The organism is Oscillibacter sp. KLE 1745 (assembly GCF_000469445.2).
Lineage (GTDB): Bacteria > Bacillota > Clostridia > Oscillospirales > Oscillospiraceae > Oscillibacter > Oscillibacter welbionis.
Genome location: NZ_KI271687.1, coordinates 1 through 18,528, shown reverse-complemented (window position 1 = coordinate 18,528; position 18,528 = coordinate 1). Strand labels below are relative to the sequence as shown.

Sequence of the window (18,528 nt, the reverse complement as noted above, 5' to 3'; positions counted from 1 at the left end):
CATCTGCGGTGCCGCTGGTACAGGATGAAATTTGTAGTCAATGACGAAATGGAGTGAATATGATGGAGCCTATGATCTGCGAAACATTCCTGCAATTCCGATATCTCAGCGACCTGGGTCTCTCGCCGGACGGTCGGTACACCGCCTATATCCGCCAGCAGGCGAATTTGGCCTCCAATGGCTATGACGCCCGGCTGTGGGTCTATGACCACAGTACGGGGGCGGACCGTCCCCTCAGCTCCCTGAGTCCGGTGCGGGCTTTTTCTTGGATGGATAACCGGACCATCCTCTTTTCCGGGATGCGAGGCACAGCCGGTTCCGCTTCTCAGGATACCACTACATATTACGCGCTGCCGGTGGATGGCGGCGAGGCGCAGACCCTGTTCACCGTCCCCATGCGGGCGGGCAGGGCCCGGCGCTTAACGGACGGGCGGTTCGTTTTCACCGCCACCGTGGACATGAACCGCCCAAATCTGGACAGTCTGAGTCCCCCGGAGGAAGCTTCGGCCCTGGAGGAATACAAAAACCGCACCTATGATGTGCTGGAGGACATTCCCTTCTGGGCCAACGGCCTGGGCCTCACCAGCGGGCAGCGGTCCCAGTTGTATATCCACGACCCTGCGTCCGGCGTAACCACCCCCCTCACCGCGCCGCCCTTCAAGGTTACAGGCTTTACCGTGGAAGATGGCCGGATCCTCTATACCGGCCATCGCTTCACGGATGTCCAGACTCTGCGCCACGGTGTTTTTATCTGGGACGCGGCCAGTGGGGAGACCCGGTGCCTCCTGGAACAGGACCGGTATCTGGTGAAGCTCTTTGCCCTTTGGCGGGACCAGGCGGTTCTCTGTCTTACCGACGGGCTTGGCTATGGAAATGGGGAAAATGGCGATTTCTACACCATCCCTCTCTCCGGAGGAGAACCAGAGCTGCTCCTCCGCCACAGCCATCATTGTGTGGGCAACACCGTGGCCACCGACAGCCGCCTTGGTGCCGGAGAGACCTGGCGCGTCTGCGGAGACACGCTCTATTTCCTCTCCACCGTGGACCGGGACAGCCGGATTGAGGCTTTGGATCTGACCTCCGGCGAGGCCCGCCCCCTCACCGGGCCGGGCAGTGTGGAGTATTTGGATGCCGCGGCAGACCGGCTGGTGTACCTGGCGTTTCGGGAAAACCGGATCGGAGAGATCTACACTCTGGAGCATGGCCGGGAGATCCGTCTGACCCACGCCAACGACGGGATCTATGACCGCTGCGCCGTCTCCACGCCCCAGCCGCTGGAGGTGGATACCGGAGGTCCGCTGCCGGTCCAGGGGTGGGTACTCCCGCCGGTGGCCTACGTTCCCGGCAAAAAATACCCAGCCATTTTGACCATCCATGGCGGGCCCCGCCTGAGCTACGGCTCGGTGTTCTTTCACGAGATGCAGGTCCTGGCGGGAGCCGGATACTTCGTTCTGTTCTGCAACCCCCGGGGAAGCGAGGGCCGTGGAAATGACTTTGCCGATATCCGGGGCCGGTTCGGGACCATCGACTATCAGGATATCATGGCTTTCTTGGACGGAGCCCTGGCCCGCTGGCCGGACATCGATTCCACCCGTTTGGGCGTTGGCGGCGGGTCCTATGGCGGTTTCATGACCAACTGGATCATCGGCCACACGGACCGGTTCCAGGCAGCCTGCTCCCAGCGGTCCATCGCAAACTGGACCGGGATGGAGGGCACGGCGGACATCGGCTACTACTTCGCCAAGGGGCAAACCGGCGCTTCCCACCGGGAGGATCGGGATCTCCAGTGGCAGCAGTCCCCTCTTCGCTATGCCGATCATGTGACCACGCCCACATTGTTCCTCCACGGTGAGGAGGACTATCGCTGCTGGAAACTGGAAGCGATCCAGATGTTCACCGCTCTCCAGCTGCGGGGAGTTCCCTCCCGGCTGTGTCTTTTCCCAGGGGAAAACCACGAACTCTCCCGTTCCGGCCGGCCTCGCCAGCGGCTCCAGCGGCTGGTGGAAATGCTCCGCTGGTACCAGCGGTATCTCAATAAACAGGAGGCATAATTATGGAACGCATCAAAGCAGATGACTTGTACGCATACCGGTTCCTCTCCGAGGTGGCGGCAGCTCCCGGCGGGGCTCACGCAGCTTTTGTGTCCCGCCGGGCCAGAGATGATGGAAAAGGCTATTACGCCTGCATCCATCTGCTGGACACCGCAACCGGCGCCGTTCGCCCCCTGACCGGCAACGGTGACGAGGCCGCTTTCCGCTGGCTGGATGCCACTACGCTGATTTTCCCCTCCTGCCGGACCGGGGATCAGCCTGGCAAAACCGCCTTTTACCGGCTGGACATCCGGGGCGGCGAGGCGGAACGGGCTTTCACCATTCCCCTGTCGGTAAAGCAGTTTCACCCCCTGCCCGACGGGAGATGGTTCATCCTGACCCGGCGGCCCATGACGTCTCCGGAGGACCTGCCTGCGGACCAGCCTCAGCCCGGCCGTGACTACACGGTTTTTGACGAACTGCCCTTCTGGGCCGACGGTCTGGGGATGATTAACGGCACCCGGATGAGCGGATGGATTTTCGATCCTGCCGACGGCTCCGTAAACCAGATCACCCCTCCCACCTATGACATGGAAGGAGCGGCAGTCTCTCCGGAAGGCTCTCGGATCCTCTATTGGGGTGTGAGCTTTGAGGGAATCCGGCCTGACTACCGGCAGCTGATGCTCTACGATCTGGCCACCGGCCAAACCCGGTCACTGGTCCCCGATGGGAAATATCGGATCACCCAGGTGGGCTGGTGGGGCACGGATATCTGGTTCGAGGGCGGCGACCCACACACCAGCGTCTCCCGAAGCCCCAAGCTCTATCTGCTGAATCCGGCCACCGGGGACTGCCGGACCTTCTGCGCCCCGGACGGTTTTTTGGGTACCTCCGCCATCGGGGATATGTCTTTGGGCGGCGGCAAGGTCTGTGCCGTCCAGGGAGACAGTCTCTATGCCGTCCGTCTCCAGCGCGACGTCACCGCCCTGCTGCGCTTCGACAAGGCGGGGAACTTTGCTCCTGTGGCCTCCTATGAGGGGATTGCCTGCTTTGATATCATTGGAGAGAACGCCTATCTGGCAGCTTTCCGGGATCACCGGCCTCAGGAGCTGTACCGCCAGCCCCTCTCCGGCGGGGAACCGGAGAGGCTCACCCAATTCCACGACGCCTTTCTGGAGACCCGCCAGATCTCACGTCCGGAGCACATCACGTTCCGCAGCCGGGACGGTCAGGAGGTGGATGGCTGGGTCATCCGCCCCTCCGGATACGAGCCGGGGAAGAAGTATCCCGGCGTATTGAACATTCACGGCGGCCCCAAGGCGGCCTACGGTTCCCAGTACTACCATGAGATGCAGCTGCTGGCCGCTGGCGGTCGGTTCGTGTTCTATACAAATCCCCACGGCAGCGACGGTCGGGGGCAGGATTACTTCGATCTGGTAGGTCGGTGGGGCACCATCGATTACCAGGATCTGATGGACTTCACCGATGAGGTGCTTCGCCGTTATCCGGACGTGGACGCGGATCGGTTGGGCGTGTGCGGCGGGTCCTATGGCGGCTACATGACCAACTGGATCATCGGCCACACCCAGCGGTTCAAGGCTGCCTGTGCCATGCGGAGCATTTCCAACTTTGTCACCTCCATCTCCACCTGTGACAAGGGGTATCTGTTCCTGCTGGAGCACATGGGCCTCAATGCCCTGGAGCGGAAAGGCGTCATCTGGGACGAGAGCCAGATCCTCTGGGACAAGTCTCCCCTGAAGTACGTCCGCAATGTCACCACTCCCACCCTGTTTATCCACTCCAACACCGACTACCGCTGCTGGATGGACGAGCCCCTGCAGATGTTCACCAGTCTGCGTCAGCAGGGTGTTCCTTCCAAGGTGGTCCTGATTCATCAGGAGGGCCACGAGCTCAACCGGTCCGGGCGGCCGGTCAACCGTCTGATCCGGCTCAACGCTCTGTGCGACTGGTTCGACCAGTATCTCTAAAAGGCTGCGCCGGGCGGCCCTTTCAATAAACAGATAGAGAAAGGATGAATGACAAGTGTTTGATATGTTGCTGTGGTTCGCAGTGGTGATGGTTCTCTTCGCTGTCGGCGACGTAGTGGCCAAGCTGACCAAAGCCCGGATCTCCTCGGTGTTCGCCACGCTGATGCTGTTCCTGGTCCTGTTCGTCGCCGGCGTATTGCCCGCCGACATCATCGAAAAGGCCGGTCTCAGCGCCGCTTCCAGCTGGAGCGTGCCAATGCTGCTCTTCGCTATGGGGTCCATGATTAACCTGCGCCAGTTCATGGATGAGTGGCGGACTGTGGTCACTTGCTGGTTCGGTATGCTGGCGGTAATCATCGGCGTCTCACTGACCATCCCTATCATCGGCAAGGAGATGGCCCTCAGCGCCATCCCGGTAGTCAACGGCGCTCTGCCCGCAACGCAGATCATGACGGAGGCTGCCACCAAGGCTGGCTATCCTCTGGCCGCCGCGCTGGCTGCCATTACCTTCGCCGTGCAGAAGTTCGTGGGTACGCCCTTTGCCTCCAGCGCCAGTCTCCGCTATGCCCAGGGCCTGATCGGCGAATACCGGAAGGCCAAATCCAGCGGCACCCTGGACGAGTTTATGGCCGCCGCGGGCAAATCCGAGAATCGGAACAGCGAGGCAAAGACAGCGTCCAAGAGGATAACATTGGCCGAGAAATTTGACGGCTTTTATTCCAGCAATGTGTGCATTTTGCTGGCAGTAGTCGGCGGCCTGCTCTCTGTATGGCTGGGTGAGCTGACCCACATCAACTACGCCATCCTGGGGCTGGTGTTGGGCGTGATCTTCACCCAGCTGGGTGTGGTGCCCAAGAACCTCCTCCAGAAAGCCCAAGCCAGCGGTTTTATCAACATGGTGGTGTTCGCTGCCATCATTCCCGCCCTGGCCAACATCTCCATATCCGACCTCATCGACCTGATCCTCCCGCTGGTGGTTGTGTTCGCGGTGTCGGTACTTTCCATCTTTGTTATGATGAAAGTCCTGCCGGTGTGGAAGATTCTGGGGGATAAGTCCATGGCCTTCGGCGTAGGCTTCTGCCAGATGCTGGGGTTCCCCTCCACTTACCTAATCTCTGTGGAGGTATGCAATGCTGTGGCGGAGGATGAGGATGAAAAGGCCTTTCTGATGAGCCGGGTCATGCCTCGCCTGGTAGTGGGCGGTATGGCCGCAATGGTCTCTATTTTGGTGGCCGGTGTGATGGCCGGTATGCTGTAAATTGCAGCCGATCAGATCCTAAAAACTCGGATTCCCTTTAAGATGTTTTCGGGTGAGGACATGGCGGATCACTTCTAAACTCGAAAAGCGACTCATTCCCGCTTGATTGAAGTTCTCAAAATTCGTGACACCTCCCTGAAATTTGTTATAGCAATATAAGCGTCAAACAGGAAACCGCCAAGCATCAAAAGAGGCTTGACGGTTTCTTGTTTGCTGCTCACTCTAAAGGGCCGGAAAGCCAAAAACTTCTAAAGCCCCGCCCGGCAGAGCCGAAAAGCAAATCACAGCAGAAATCTTTTAAGAGAATAAACAGAAGATCTGCCAGCGTGCCGGTCAGGAGACGTTCCAATCGGCTCTTGCGAAATGCAGTCTGTTTTATGGGGGAGATGACACCTTCTCGACGCCATGCATTTACATAAAGGAACAGGAAAGATTGCTTCATGCAAGCTTTAGCGCAACTGCTTAAAAAACCGAAGAAGATGTCTTTGAGCCAATTCGCCGTAGTTCTCCCCCAGCTATGCACTACGGGTCAGCTTTGGTTTATTCATTGTCAGTCAAAACAAGATATCCACCATCATGCGGTTTATCAATAGAATATTCACTGTGGAGAAAGGGAACGGATCACAGCCCGTTCCCTTTCCTCACATAACGATATCGTCAAATATTAGTTTACGATTGCAGGAATCCAATCATTTGTTGCCAAAGAGCTGCCCAAAACCGAGTTCCGCTCTGTAGCGGATAAAGTTAGCGTACCATCGTCTGCAACATATACATTTGCGCCATAACGGAAATGAACTCCCATCATACCAGCCATTCCTCCAACACTGACCATGTGAATCTGCTGAAGTGCTTCTCCAATGGTCCATGTTTCCGTATTCAACTGGTACAGGTATGCATAATCCGCAAATGTCACACCCTCGCTTGGCGACCAAAGCCCTATCATATAAATATCATTTGTCCCATCCTCAGTAATCAAGCCAAAACCTTGAAAGTCCTTATCAGATTCAAAACTTCCAACTTCGGAGAACCGGGCGTTTTCAATGCCATTTGATGCCAATGCACGATAGACATGGTACACAGTATTCTCGCCATCTAAATGGGCAACTATCATCACGTAATACTCAATGCCGTTTTTATCCTCATAAGAAGTAATCCCCAAAGCACCAGCCTTATGGCTTACAGCTAAGTCAAATGTCTCAACTCTTCTTAGTTCTTTTACGGCCAATGAACGCAAATCATATAAAGCTATATGCGCGGAAGCATCTTGTTCAGAGGGAACCAACAGATAATCTCCCATTACTTGAACGCCACCAGGATGTTTCCAATTCTGAAGGTATGTTTTGAACCCCCACTTGTCACTGCCCGTTTTGGGGCCGGCGACAATATGCGCATAGGGCGCAGTTCCTACACTATGCGTCAGAATAGAATATCGAGTATGATCGCAACTATCATACTGCGCATATCCCTGGATATGATTTACGGTAGGGTCATAGCTGCCGGGGAAACCTTCCAAATTGCTTTGAACGCCGTCAATCGGAAGCGCAGCAAATTTATTTTTAACATCGACAACTTTATTCGCACTATCCGCAGCAGCTTCTACCACGTGAATGGCTTCCAGAGAAATCTCATTAACCTCGTTGCCGCCTCTCAAAAACGATGCATAAACTGTTCTTCCCTCTGTCGTACTTCCAATTGCCAATACAGTGTCGGGGCCGTCACTATCTCTTGTATGCTGGCCAGAGCGTTGACCAAACCACCAATTATTTCTAAACAAGGTGCTCCCCTGAGCAATAACAACATCAGGAAATGTAACACTTAGACCCTGCGGATCATCGGCAGTATCCACAACCAAATTCAAATCACCGACAAAGGCAAAATTCAAATCATCAGCAGTCTGGTCAAATGTTGTTCTATCTCCGTTCACAGAAGGATCATTATATCCTGAGATCTTTGAATTGAACCATGATGCAACGCTTTCAGAGGCACTGCGCCCAACGCTGAATGTAAATTCCCCATTTTCAAGTGTATGCACCTGTCCAACATAGTTGCGACCATCAGGATCTTGCCCGTTTGTAATACTGAGATCCTTTATTACGAATGTTCCACTTACGATGCCAAGTCCGTCAGCTGCTGATATTGTAACGGCATTTGACCGGTAAGCCATATAAGTGGAGGTTCCTTCTGCCCCCGCAGTACTCATTAACATCACAACAGCGATAGCCAAGCAGAAAAGCCTTTTCAAAATTTTCTTCATCTCAAACACCGTCGCTCTTCAAATTGTATGAATTTGGCAATGCTCAAATAAGGAGATGTCTCAGTACTTGCGCAGATCTGTATTATTTCTGTGTGTTTTTTACCTTTGCCTTGTGATTTTTCCAGGCAAACAGCAAAATAGAACCTACAGCAATCAAGATAAAGGCACAGCTGATAGGACGGGTAAAGAAAATGTCTAGACTCCCGTCAGACAGCACCAGTGCCCGGCGGAAGTTTTTCTCAGCCAAAGGCCCCAGCACAATGCCGAGCAAAATGGGAACCAACTGAAAATCCATCCGGCGCAGGAAATACGCTACAATGCCGAAGATCAGGATAATGTAGATATCATACATCCGGTTATTGGTGGAATACGCACCCGCAATGCAAAAGGTCAATACAATAGCCGCCAAAATCTCGTAGGGAATACGGGTGATATGCGCGTAAAAACGGGTAAAGCCACTGCCCAGAATATACATAAACACATTGACCACGATCAGGCCCAGCATAATGGCATATAGAATATTGCCCTGCTCTTCGAACAGCGTGGGGCCGGGGATCATGCCGTGGATCATGAATGCACCCATCAAGATAGCGGTGGCGCCGTCCCCTGGGACCCCCAGCGTCAGCATGGGGATCATCGTTGCGCCGCAGGCGCCATTGTTGGCGGACTCGGAGGCGGCCACACCCTCGATCTCGCCGTGGCCAAAAGTCTCGGGATGGCTGGAGGACTGCTTCACCTGGTTATAAGAGATGAACGCCGCCAAACCACCGCCAGTTCCAGGGGTTGCGCCGATAATGACACCGATCAGGGAGCCAATGCCGATTGGTTTGCGGCATCGCCGATACTCGTCCTTCGTGATTTTATCTCTGGTGATGGCTGAAGAACTGATAGTCTTGTGGTCGGTCCTTGGATCATACTGGGACTTCATCATAATCTCAGAGATAGCAAACAGTCCAATGAGGGCGATGATCAGGTCGATACCACTCATGAGCCGATTGCTTCCAAAGGTAAAGCGGGCGGTGCCGCTGATATTGTCCATGCCGATGGTAGCCATGAACAAGCCGATGCAAGCGCCGATCAGTCCCTTGAAAATACTGTTGTTAGAGACGCCCGCAATCACGGATAGTCCAAAAACTGCCAAAGCAAAATATTCGGCAGGGCCAAACAGCAGTGTGATTTTTGCGATCTGGGGAGCCAGAAACAGTAGGGCAAATGCGCTTATAAGGCCACCGATGGTTGATGCGTACAGTGCCATTTGCAGTGCCTTGAACGCTTGTCCTCTTTGGGTCATGGGATAACCGTCAAACAGCGTTGCCGCATTGGCCGAGGTACCCGGGGTGTTGATGAGAATCGCAGTGATGGAACCGCCGTAGGTACCGCCGCAGTAGATGGCCAGCAGCATTAAAATAGCCATCGTGGGATCCATGCCATAGGTCAAGGGTATACAAAGGATGAGACCTAAATCGGAGGTCAGTCCGGGGATAGCACCCACAATAATGCCGATTGCCAGCCCCACCGGAATAATCAAAAAGTTCTGCCACTGCAGCAGAACTTGCAGTCCGCCTAAAAATTGTTCCATAAGTATTCTCCTTTTCGATCAGGGCAGGGAAATATGAAGAAGCACCTTGAATACGTAGTACACGATGCCCACCATCCCCAGAGGAATCGCATAGTAGTACCACTTTCTGGCTTTATAGAACATCATGACCGCCAGTACCAGCAGGATTGTGGAGACAATATAGCCCAGATGTCCAATCAGGAAACAGTAGGCGATCAAAAGCAATGCGAACACTACGGAACGCATTTCTTTTTTAAAGGCATTGGAGCGAAAACTCTCTTTCGTCACATACAACTCCTGCTTCTCCCGGACGAAGATCCCCTCCAGCAGCAGACCGACAGAGCAGAGGAACATACCACCAATGGCGATACGGGGGAAGGTCTGTGCGTTGATTGGCGTTTTCTCCAGCGTCTGGACCTGTACGGGAATCAGGAACCACAGCACTGCGCTCAGAACCACAAAAATAGCGCCCGATATTATTTCTCTGTTATATCTGATTTTCATAATTCAATACCTCTTTTTAAAATGGGTGCCCCATATCTCGGCGATATGGGGCACCGCAGAGTGTCACTGCACCAGAGGAATATACTCGGTCATCGCCTCGGTCTGAGCTTCTACCATATCAACGATCTCGCTCTCAGTGGCCTCCCAGGCTTCCATGCCCATGCCTTTCATAAATTCCTGGAACTCGGGATCAGCATAAACCTCCGCAATGAAGTTGGTCAAAACTTCCTTCTTGCTGTCATCCACAGAGGAGCGGACCGCAAAGTAGTCCATACCGGTGAAGTCCACGTCGACTCCCTGATCCCTAAAGGAACTGATGTGGCCAATGCCTTCCACGTCCAGCCCCTCGGGAATGAAGGTTCCCAGGCAGTTCAATTCGCCGTTGATCACATAATCGCGGTAAGTCGGGGGAGAACCGATAGCCACGTCAACATGGCCGCCCACCAACGCATTGATGGCCTCCTGGCCGCCGTCGTAGGGAACAGGCTCAGCGGGGATGTCCAATAACTTGAACAGGACGGAAATCATAGTATAGCTGTCGTTGCCAGGGCCGCCTGTGGTAGCGTACTTGATTGTGTTCCCCTCTGCGGCATAGGCTTTCAGCTCGTCGATATTGGTGATGCCGCTCTTAGAGTTAGTCAGAACAACGAACTCCGTGATACGCATACCAATCAGAGGCGTAATATCATCCAGTGTGTAGTTGACATTAATGAAGCTGGGAGTCAGTGAGAACAAGGGGCCGTTGGCAACCACCATGGTATAACCGTCATCCTCCGCCTGCAATGCATCGTTCATGGCGATAGTTCCGGAACCACCGGTATGGTTTTCCACAATCACGGGCACACCCAGATACTTCTCACCATAGGAGGCAACCTGGCGGGCAATGGTATCGGGTCCGCCGCCAAGGCTCCAGGGCATAATAATAGTGATCTGCTTTTCAGGGAAAGCGCCGTCCGAAGTCGCGGGAGTTTCCTGCTGGGAATCGCCTGCGCTGTCAGGTGACGTTCCCGTGGTTTTGCCGCCGCAGGCAGCCAAACTCAGAATCATAGCGAGTGCGAGGACCAGCGACATGAGTTTTTTCATTGTTTTCTCTCCTCTTTTCATTGAATTCTAATAAACTCCGGTATAACCGTCCCGGAATCCATTACAAGTTTGATAGCCTGAAAGCCTTCGGGCTGTGAGAAATAAGGCGGATACTCTCGCTCATCCGAAAACAAAAAGTGTGGTGGATGCTCCGCCGGAAAGATTGCGGCCAGCTTCTGATATACCGCCTGATTCGCGCTATGATACCGTCTATCAGATGCCGAGGTCGTAATAATATACTCCAACGGCATATTTTTCATAAAAGATTCCGAAATTGAATCTATTTGTCCATGATGTGGCAATTTGAGAACGTTTACATTTTTGAAAAAAATTTCAGGCACCTCATCCCATTCAGATGGACAGCTATCCGCCGCGCTGAGAAAAACGATGTCTCCCAGTTCGAAGCGCAACAGCATACTGGTGTGATTGGATGTAGCGTCCAACCGGATCAGGCACTCAGTCACGGCATTTGTATCCGCCTCAAGACTGTATGCCCGTTCCACGATCTCCATATATGCATCTACAACACAGCTTTTGGGTGCCAGTATCCGCATCTTCGTGTCTATTCCAAATTTCAGTACCTGTCCTGCTTTCAACACGGTAACAGGAATGCCTTTTTCCTTCGCATGAAGCAAAATCCTCCGATACGCATTCAAGGCCGCAACATATAGCGGTACACTGCGGGGAGCGTTACTGGCTGGAGTCAGTTCACAGCCTTTTAAGAAAGGCTCTACCGGGTACGGAACATAGAGATGATCTACCACTGTCTGCTGTAATACCGCCTCCAGCCCGCATACATGATCTTCATGGATATGCGAAATAATCACAGCATTCAAATGCTCAATCTGCTGTCTGGCAAGATAATCTGCTGACCGAATGCGATAAGAATCGCCTTCAAATTCTGACTCCAGGGCACTTCCTCCATCCAGCAGTGCAGTATACCCATTCTTTAACTGAAAGAGGATTGCGTCTCCGTAACCGACATTGATGACTGTAACACACATGGCATCACATCCTTCCGCACTTTGACTTCACCATTTAAAACGCTCTATCAGGAGCGTGTCAAATTTCTACATAGCATCAAGCGGTTCCCCGCACTATAAGCTCCGTAGGAATTTGAATATGCGCCTTTTCTACCGGCATCCCCGCAATTAAGTCAAATAACGTTTGCATGGCAAGGCATCCCATCTTAGCAGCATCAATTCGAACAGTGGTCAACTCGGGTTCCACCACACGGCTGATATAGCTGTCATCAAACCCTATGATCGCTATATCTTCCGGCACTCTCAGCCCTGCCCGGGTAACTGCCTTCATGGCGCCTGCGGCAATGGTGTCATTGGTGCAGAAAAAAGCTGTGGGGCGATCCACCTCCCGCAGCATCCGGGTCATGATTTCCTCGCCATCTTCCAGCGCCGGCTCAATATCAGCAATAAAACGATCATCAACGGGAATATCATACTTAGCAAGAGTTTTAACGAAGCCCTCTATACGAGCTTCACTAACTTGTGGTGAAAACCGGCCGGACAACAGGCCGATTTTACAATGTCCCAGCTTGCAAAGATATTCCGTAGCCTGCACAGCACCGCCATAGTGATCTGCCGAAATGCACACTAAGCCATCCATATCCAAATAGTTGTTTACCAACACTACCGGAATGCTCTGTTTACGAAACTCTTCAATGACCCGGATATCAACCTCGCCAGCAAAAATCACTCCATCCATGTGCTTTTTGATATAAATATCTCCATTGGGCAGGTGGATATCCTGACTGGTCGTTACGAACAGGCTGTAATTCCTTCGGGTTCCCTCCTGCATGGCTGCTTCCAGCATCGGAGAATAAAAAGGATTCAAAATAGCGGGATACTGCTTTTCGTGGATAATAAATGCAATATTTTCTGTCTGTTGCCGAACCATCGCCCTTGCGATGGCATTAGGCGCATAGTTCAACTGCTTCGCTGCCGCATATATCTTTTCACGCGCCTTCTCACTGACTGCTTCCGGAGACGCATATGCTCTGGAAACTGTTGCCTTTGAGTAACCACATAACCGTGCGACGTCAATGATTGTTGCTGCCATGTATGTATCCCACGCCCTCTTGAAAACGTTCTCATTTTTAAGGTCAAAAAAACACTGGCACTCTATTGTGAAAAATAAACAACCAGTATCGCCGCGTCCTCTTTTCTTAACATGTTTTTAACATAAAGCCGCCATCAAAAAAAGTCAACACTTTTTTTGACAAACCACACTATTTTGGAATCATTCCCAAATTTTGCATGTCTTTTTTTGCAATTTTGACTTAAGCAGTAGGCCCTGTTATTGCTGCACAAACAAACTCATTCCCAAATAGCATTATATGGATTTGGCGCGCTTTAGCGGCAGTATCAGGAGCTGACACAGGATCTCCGAAGAAAACGAGCCGTACATATTACGGGCTCTCTTCCCTGCCCCGCACAGATGAACCACGGGAATGCTTTACAGAGGTCTCATTCGTCTGCCTGTGGAATGATGGGACATTTGTACGCTCTGGGGGCAGCTACGGCGTGCAGACGAGCCAACATCACATTCGATAATATCCAGTCCCTTCACTTTCATGTCCTTCGCCACACCTTCACAAGCAACATAATTTATGGCGGAGCGTCTTTAAAGATGTCCGAGAGCTGCTGGGCCTTTCCAGCGTGAACACCACCATGAACATCTACGCCCATGCAAAGAAAGAAACCACAGGTTCTTCCGCCCGGTTTCTGGATAAGGAGGCGGGTGAAAGCTGAGAGCTTTCCCTTACAGACATCTCGTAAGGAAAAAAGCAAGGGAAATGGCCAAGAAAATATCCCCGGAAACCTTGAAAACACAAGGATTTCCGGGGAGCGCGGCCCAAATGTATTAGAAAAATGACAGGAGGAATTCAAAATGTGCAGAACCGAAAAAGGTGGTCATCCTGAAAATCCGTTCGAGCAAGCCGGGAGAAAGCCGGATACACCCAAGCGGCCGCAGCAAAGCACGTACACTTGTTGTATGAGGCAGGGACTTCTGCCCCTCCATTTGGCATCGTGTGCCGCATGGCCGATCTGTACCATTGCAGTCCAGCTGACTTCCGTCTTATGGAATACAGGCCGAAGTGATGGATGGAGTCTGTACCGATGTGACATTGATTCCAGCCGTTTCCTGCGACAGGGCCTTCGTTGATTCACTTGCCAGCGTTATGACAGAGGGCAGCTTAACCCTATGCATCTGTTCGATGTGGTGTTGGATGCGCTGTCCTGATATTTTCCGCCGCTGGAGGGCGTGGCAGAGCCACGCCCCCCTCTTGGCTTCTCAATCCGCCATTTTCAGGCTCGGTTTATTCCTCTTCATCAAAAAGTCTGAAGTTCGGATCAACGGTACCGATTCCCAGATAACGAGCCTTGTAGTCCTTAAGCAATTGGAAGAACTTTCCGCTCAGTATGACAATGACAATCAGGTTTACAAAGGCAGGTATTCCCGTTGTCAAATTGGCGATTTCCCAAATATCCGCACCAGAAATATCGTTTCCCACCGCAGCCAGAAGCACTACAAGGAACCCGGGAATGGGGTAGATTACCTTAAATACGTTAATCAAGGTCCGCTTGAGCTTTTCATTCGTGCCGCACAAATGGCGCAACAGCACTTCGAAATAAGCCCACCATCCGGTAGTAGTAGAAAGAGCAAAGAGGAAAATGGCCACCGTGATGATGATAGTTCCAACAGGCCCAAGCACTGTTTCGAAAGCCGCCAAGGTCAATGGAGCACCATCCAGGCCGGAATCCCACAGGCCGGTAACGACGATAACCAAGGAGGTAACCGTGCAGATACACATCGTACCGACAAAAACCTCAAATGCCCCCCACAATCCCTGCTTCACCGGATGCTCCGTTTTGGCGGAGGCGTGAATCATAGGCGATGTACCCCAGCCAGCCTCGCTGGAGAACATGGCGCGGGATAAGCCGGTTCGGATAATCAAAGCCACGCCCGCTCCCATGAAAGCGCCGGTGGCTGCGGTCCCGGTAAATGCATCGCTGATAATCAGTCCAAGTGCTGCGGGCAATTGTGTGATATTTACTATGATAATCACGATTCCGCCTACCAGGTAAAAGACGCACATGGGGGGAACTACTTTCGCCGCCAGCTTGCCCAGCCAAGGAATCTCACGGACAGTAGCCAAATAGGTGAGACCAACATAGACTAAACCTACCGCCAGCATGGGAATGCCAAAAGTGGCGTTGACGGACTGTGCGACCGTGAAGTTTTGCATGGAAAAGACATTTCCAAAAATGCCGATCCCGAAGATAACCGCCAGCACGCCCCAGAATTTGAAGCCCTTATCCCGTCCCAACCCTTTCTCCATATAGTATGTAGGCCCGCCATAATAGCCGCCCTTTTCATCCTTTGAACGGTAGTATACCGCCAGGGAAACTTCGGCCATTTTCATCATCATGCCCAAAAAGGCCGCAACCCAAATCCAAAAGGCTGCACCCGGTCCGCCCACCGCGATAGCGGTCGCCACGCCGCCGATATTGCCAACACCTACTGCTCCGCCAACGGCAATGCTGATTACTTCCAAGGGTTTCATCATGCCCTTACCGTTGTCCTTTTTTGAAAAAAGTGTTCCAATGGTGTTTTTCAGAATATGCTTTAAGTGTGCGATTTGAAAGAATTTGGAGCCGACCGTAAAGATAATGCCAGCCAACAGAATAAGTACGATGAGAGGCATTCCCCACAGAAGGTCCGAGATCGTCTTAATAATGGCCATAACAAGTTTTCTCCTTTTTCTATATGTCTGTCATCACACTCGTGTATAGTGCAGGCTCACTGTCCGGATTACCTGCTCAAAGGCCGGTACATCAGTTTCATTGGATACGAATACCAGAACACAGGGTTCTCTCCCATATAGAATCCCCACATCATTCGTAATCCCCTCATCCTCGCCGGTCTTGTGCTCCACCCGCACGGTGGGCGGAAGCAGGCTGGGGATTTTATGGTTAATCTGCTGTTGCGATAGCATCGCCCGCATTCGCTCAGACGCATTGGCACTCACGCAGCGTCCGTGGTAGATTTCCTCCAGAAGGCTACCGATCTCCTTCGGTTGACATAAATTCTCCTTTCCCTGACGTGCGGCCTCCGTGTCAAACAGAAAGCGAAAAATCTTGGTTTCCTGAAGGCCGAGCGCCCGGAATCGCTCATTCAGGAACTCAATGCCAAAGCGGCGGATTAACACATTCGTAGCCGTATTATCACTGATAGTAATCATCAGCTTACAGAGGCTTTCTATGTCATACGCCTGCGTACCGGAGATATGCTGCAATGCGCCGCATCCGGGCACTTTGTCGCCGTCCCGGACCAAAAGCCGCTCCTGCAGCACACCGGGATGCTCCCGCTCCTCCAGCAGGATGGCCGCCAAAATTGGCAGTTTAATTACGCTGGCCGCTTGGAACAACTCCGTTTGGCGGCTTCCGTCCGTTTCTCCCGTGACCAGGTTTTTGTAGTAAAATCCGATATGCCCCGGAACTGAGGAAAGCTGCCGCTTCACATATTCGTCCATGCCGTCTCTCCCTCCTGCTCCATTGCTAAGCGCGAATGGCTCGTCCTAGACTTGACTGCTTGATTGTTCCGTGTTCCACAGCGATTTTTCCCCCAATCAAGACCCATTCTATCCCTTCCGGAGGACGGTCGGGATGCTCAAACGTAGCACAGTCCCGGATCCGATCCATATCAAAAATTACGATGTCTGCATCTGCGCCCTTGCGTAAGGTCCCCTTTCTCGTCAGCCCCAGTTTTTGGGCCGGCATGGCACTCATCTTGGCGACCGCATCATCCAAGTTCATCTTCCCGGCTGCAACATACCGGCACAGCAGGCGTGGAAACGCCCCTGCACCTCTCGGGTGTCCTTGCCCCCGATCCATCAGCCCATCACTGGCCAGCATAATGGCCGGATGAGACAGGGCCAAAGCTACATCCTCCGCCTTCATAACATGGCAGACCGTCAATGTGTCCGGTGCTGTCTGACGCAGTTCATGAAACAATCTCTCCGTGCATCGTTGTCCCTTGTACATACCCTCGCAGATTTCTATCGCAGAATACTGTGTGCAGTAACGCTCCAAAAATCCCTCATCGTAGGTTGTTTCCCCTATTCGCGTGCTGAAAGCGTCATACGGATAGCAATCTCCGCTCAGTTCCATACCGGAGGCGCGATATCTATCTATGAAGGCCAGCAGTCGTTCCATCTGCCCAAATCCCCCCATGCTTCCCACATGGGAAACTTGAACCGGAAGATCCAACTGCCGCCCTATGGAAACCAACTCCTCCACCGCGCCGAATACATTATCCGCGTCATCTCGCACATGGGCGGCCACAAGACGGCCATGGCTTTGGCAGAAGCAGGCGGTTTTCACCATCTCATCCCGTGTCACACCGGGTACATAGCGAATACCGAAGGACACCCCAAAGCAACCTGCTTCCAGAGCCTCTTTGGCCAGCCTTGACAACCGTTGTTGTTCATCGGGCCGAATTGCACTGTACTTGTCCCGGTGCCCGGCCTGCTCCCGCAGGAAGGTATGGCCGGCTAGTAGTCCCATATTGATCGGGCCGCCATCACGGTCCATCAATTCTAAATACCGCAGAGGCGAGACCGTATTGATACCGCAGTTTCCACCAATCGCTGTAGTGACTCCCATGCGAAGCATGGAGGTCATAATGCTGGGAATCAGTCGCCCCTCCTCTGGGTCATAAGGATCCTCGTGCATGTGGATATCCACAAAACCAGGTGAAACCACCATCCCTTCGGCATCCAAAATCACATCAGCTTCCGGCTCTTCAGCAGTCAGCCCCTGAATACGCCCGTCTTCCACTAGCAGATTATTTTTGGAGTGAACATGACTGGCCGGGTCTACAATCAGTCCGTGTTTAATCAGTGTGCGCATCACTTTGCCCCCTTTCTCCGTCCGTCAGCCATTCAGGCAGGCCCGTATTTTGCGGCACGCCTTCATATCCTTGGCGGCGGACAACCAGCGCATCCTCTCCGAGGTTCAACAGCACAACCATCGGCATACAATGCATATTGTAATTCTTTGTAATTCTTCTTCATCCGTGCTTCTACATCCGCCCAGACAAAAAGATAGCGCCCATCGGCGCCGAACAGTACCACTTTGCGGTGATTCACTCACATTACAGAGGGGATTCATTCTAGAAATTATGCTCTGGACAGCGTAAGGGTATCATACCATAAGATCACGAAAAAGCCAATTATATAATGAAGTTATTTTCCATCTCCTGACTCCAGTATTCTGAGCACTTCCTTGTTAGAGTCGGAGACCATTTTCCGGGTCTTGTCGAACGCATCATGCTCCTTGTCTGCCTTGACGACGGTCGCTTGTCTGGAGGCGCGCCCTTATCCCAAAATATCCTATCGGCGGAAAACCAGAAGCTCACTGACACAGGCGGCAAATTTCCACATGGCGAAGGTGCTCTGGCGCTCGATCAGATACTCAATACAGTTTGGAATACCCGCTCATCGTACGCCCATCCAGCACGCGTTTCCAGGCGATCAGGTCCATTGGTCTTGCTGCGGTCCGCACTGACACAAATGATCTCTGCCCGGCTGTGCCCTGTGACGGCGTAAAAGCCCGCAGAACTGTTTTATACCATGGTGTATAGAAGTCCCGCGCGGTGGGCGGCCCGCAATGACGGATACGGGTTGTAAAAGCGTGCCTCCCTTGTTTTGGTCTTTCTCCCCATCGCTCCGCAGGGCGTGCTTGTTATATTTTTGCAATGACTTCTTCCTGCAATTCGCCTTTCTGAACAATATTAGTTTCCTCGTATAATAGATTTACGGTTTGGATGCA

12 protein-coding genes are annotated in these 18,528 nt (G+C 52.7%); 3 read left to right on the top strand and 9 right to left on the bottom strand.

The annotated features are described in order from the left end of the window. The first annotated feature begins 59 nt into the window (after window positions 1-59). The 3 genes from HMPREF1546_RS03235 to HMPREF1546_RS03225 are packed head-to-tail and all read left to right on the top strand — an operon-like array spanning window position 60 to window position 5,276. The gene (locus tag HMPREF1546_RS03235; protein WP_021749383.1) at window positions 60-2,051 is read left to right on the top strand and encodes a S9 family peptidase; all 1,992 of its coding nucleotides are present in this window, start codon (window positions 60-62) and stop codon (window positions 2,049-2,051) included. Between the two features lie 2 nt (window positions 2,052-2,053). Further along, window positions 2,054-4,018, top strand: a complete 1,965-nt coding sequence (locus HMPREF1546_RS03230) for a S9 family peptidase (RefSeq protein ID WP_021749384.1) — start codon at window positions 2,054-2,056, stop codon at window positions 4,016-4,018. Between the two features lie 55 nt (window positions 4,019-4,073). Then, window positions 4,074-5,276 carry a hypothetical protein gene (locus HMPREF1546_RS03225; protein ID WP_051319936.1) on the top strand — a complete coding sequence of 401 codons (1,203 nt, stop codon included), beginning with the start codon at window positions 4,074-4,076 and terminating at the stop codon, window positions 5,274-5,276. Between the two features lie 664 nt (window positions 5,277-5,940). Here the strand turns inward: HMPREF1546_RS03225 and HMPREF1546_RS18635 are convergent. The 9 genes from HMPREF1546_RS18635 to HMPREF1546_RS03180 form a co-directional block, all read right to left on the bottom strand. Continuing rightward, window positions 5,941-7,539, bottom strand: coding sequence for a hypothetical protein (locus HMPREF1546_RS18635; protein WP_147629897.1), 1,599 nt, complete (start codon window positions 7,537-7,539; stop codon window positions 5,941-5,943). 73 nt (window positions 7,540-7,612) lie between these two features. Then, window positions 7,613-9,109 carry a tripartite tricarboxylate transporter permease gene (locus HMPREF1546_RS03215; protein WP_021749389.1) on the bottom strand — a complete coding sequence of 499 codons (1,497 nt, stop codon included), beginning with the start codon at window positions 9,107-9,109 and terminating at the stop codon, window positions 7,613-7,615. A gap of 18 nt (window positions 9,110-9,127) precedes the next feature. Then, entirely contained in the window at window positions 9,128-9,592 is a 465-nt protein-coding gene (locus HMPREF1546_RS03210) for a tripartite tricarboxylate transporter TctB family protein (protein WP_021749390.1), read from the bottom strand. Between the two features lie 63 nt (window positions 9,593-9,655). After that, the gene (locus tag HMPREF1546_RS03205) at window positions 9,656-10,675 is read right to left on the bottom strand and encodes a tripartite tricarboxylate transporter substrate binding protein (RefSeq protein WP_025543550.1); all 1,020 of its coding nucleotides are present in this window, start codon (window positions 10,673-10,675) and stop codon (window positions 9,656-9,658) included. A 17-nt stretch (window positions 10,676-10,692) separates the two neighbouring features. Further along, entirely contained in the window at window positions 10,693-11,679 is a 987-nt protein-coding gene (locus tag HMPREF1546_RS03200; protein ID WP_021749392.1) for a ComEC/Rec2 family competence protein, read from the bottom strand. Window positions 11,680-11,755: 76 nt separating this feature from the next. After that, a complete protein-coding gene (locus HMPREF1546_RS03195; RefSeq protein WP_021749393.1) occupies window positions 11,756-12,751 on the bottom strand; it encodes a LacI family DNA-binding transcriptional regulator in 996 nt (331 codons plus the stop codon). A 1,261-nt stretch (window positions 12,752-14,012) separates the two neighbouring features. Further along, window positions 14,013-15,440 carry a sodium:alanine symporter family protein gene (locus tag HMPREF1546_RS03190; RefSeq protein WP_021749396.1) on the bottom strand — a complete coding sequence of 476 codons (1,428 nt, stop codon included), beginning with the start codon at window positions 15,438-15,440 and terminating at the stop codon, window positions 14,013-14,015. 33 nt (window positions 15,441-15,473) lie between these two features. Further along, window positions 15,474-16,217, bottom strand: a complete 744-nt coding sequence (locus HMPREF1546_RS03185; RefSeq protein ID WP_160117398.1) for a serine hydrolase — start codon at window positions 16,215-16,217, stop codon at window positions 15,474-15,476. A gap of 37 nt (window positions 16,218-16,254) precedes the next feature. Further along, on the bottom strand, window positions 16,255-17,607 hold the full coding sequence (locus HMPREF1546_RS03180; protein WP_021749398.1) for an amidohydrolase family protein: 1,353 nt from the start codon (window positions 17,605-17,607) through the stop codon (window positions 16,255-16,257). Between the last annotated feature and the right edge of the window lie 921 nt (window positions 17,608-18,528).

Excerpts from the sequence above, each read along its gene's own strand:
- HMPREF1546_RS03235 (WP_021749383.1), top strand. The coding sequence starts at position 60 with ATGATGGAGCCTATGATCTGCGAAACATTCCTGCAATTCCGATATCTC.
- HMPREF1546_RS03230 (WP_021749384.1), top strand. The coding sequence starts at position 2,054 with ATGGAACGCATCAAAGCAGATGACTTGTACGCATACCGGTTCCTCTCC.
- HMPREF1546_RS03215 (WP_021749389.1), bottom strand. The coding sequence starts at position 9,109 with ATGGAACAATTTTTAGGCGGACTGCAAGTTCTGCTGCAGTGGCAGAAC.
- HMPREF1546_RS03210 (WP_021749390.1), bottom strand. The coding sequence starts at position 9,592 with ATGAAAATCAGATATAACAGAGAAATAATATCGGGCGCTATTTTTGTG.
- HMPREF1546_RS03205 (WP_025543550.1), bottom strand. The coding sequence starts at position 10,675 with ATGAAAAAACTCATGTCGCTGGTCCTCGCACTCGCTATGATTCTGAGT.
- HMPREF1546_RS03200 (WP_021749392.1), bottom strand. The coding sequence starts at position 11,679 with ATGTGTGTTACAGTCATCAATGTCGGTTACGGAGACGCAATCCTCTTT.
- HMPREF1546_RS03195 (WP_021749393.1), bottom strand. The coding sequence starts at position 12,751 with ATGGCAGCAACAATCATTGACGTCGCACGGTTATGTGGTTACTCAAAG.
- HMPREF1546_RS03190 (WP_021749396.1), bottom strand. The coding sequence starts at position 15,440 with ATGGCCATTATTAAGACGATCTCGGACCTTCTGTGGGGAATGCCTCTC.
- HMPREF1546_RS03180 (WP_021749398.1), bottom strand. The coding sequence starts at position 17,607 with ATGCGCACACTGATTAAACACGGACTGATTGTAGACCCGGCCAGTCAT.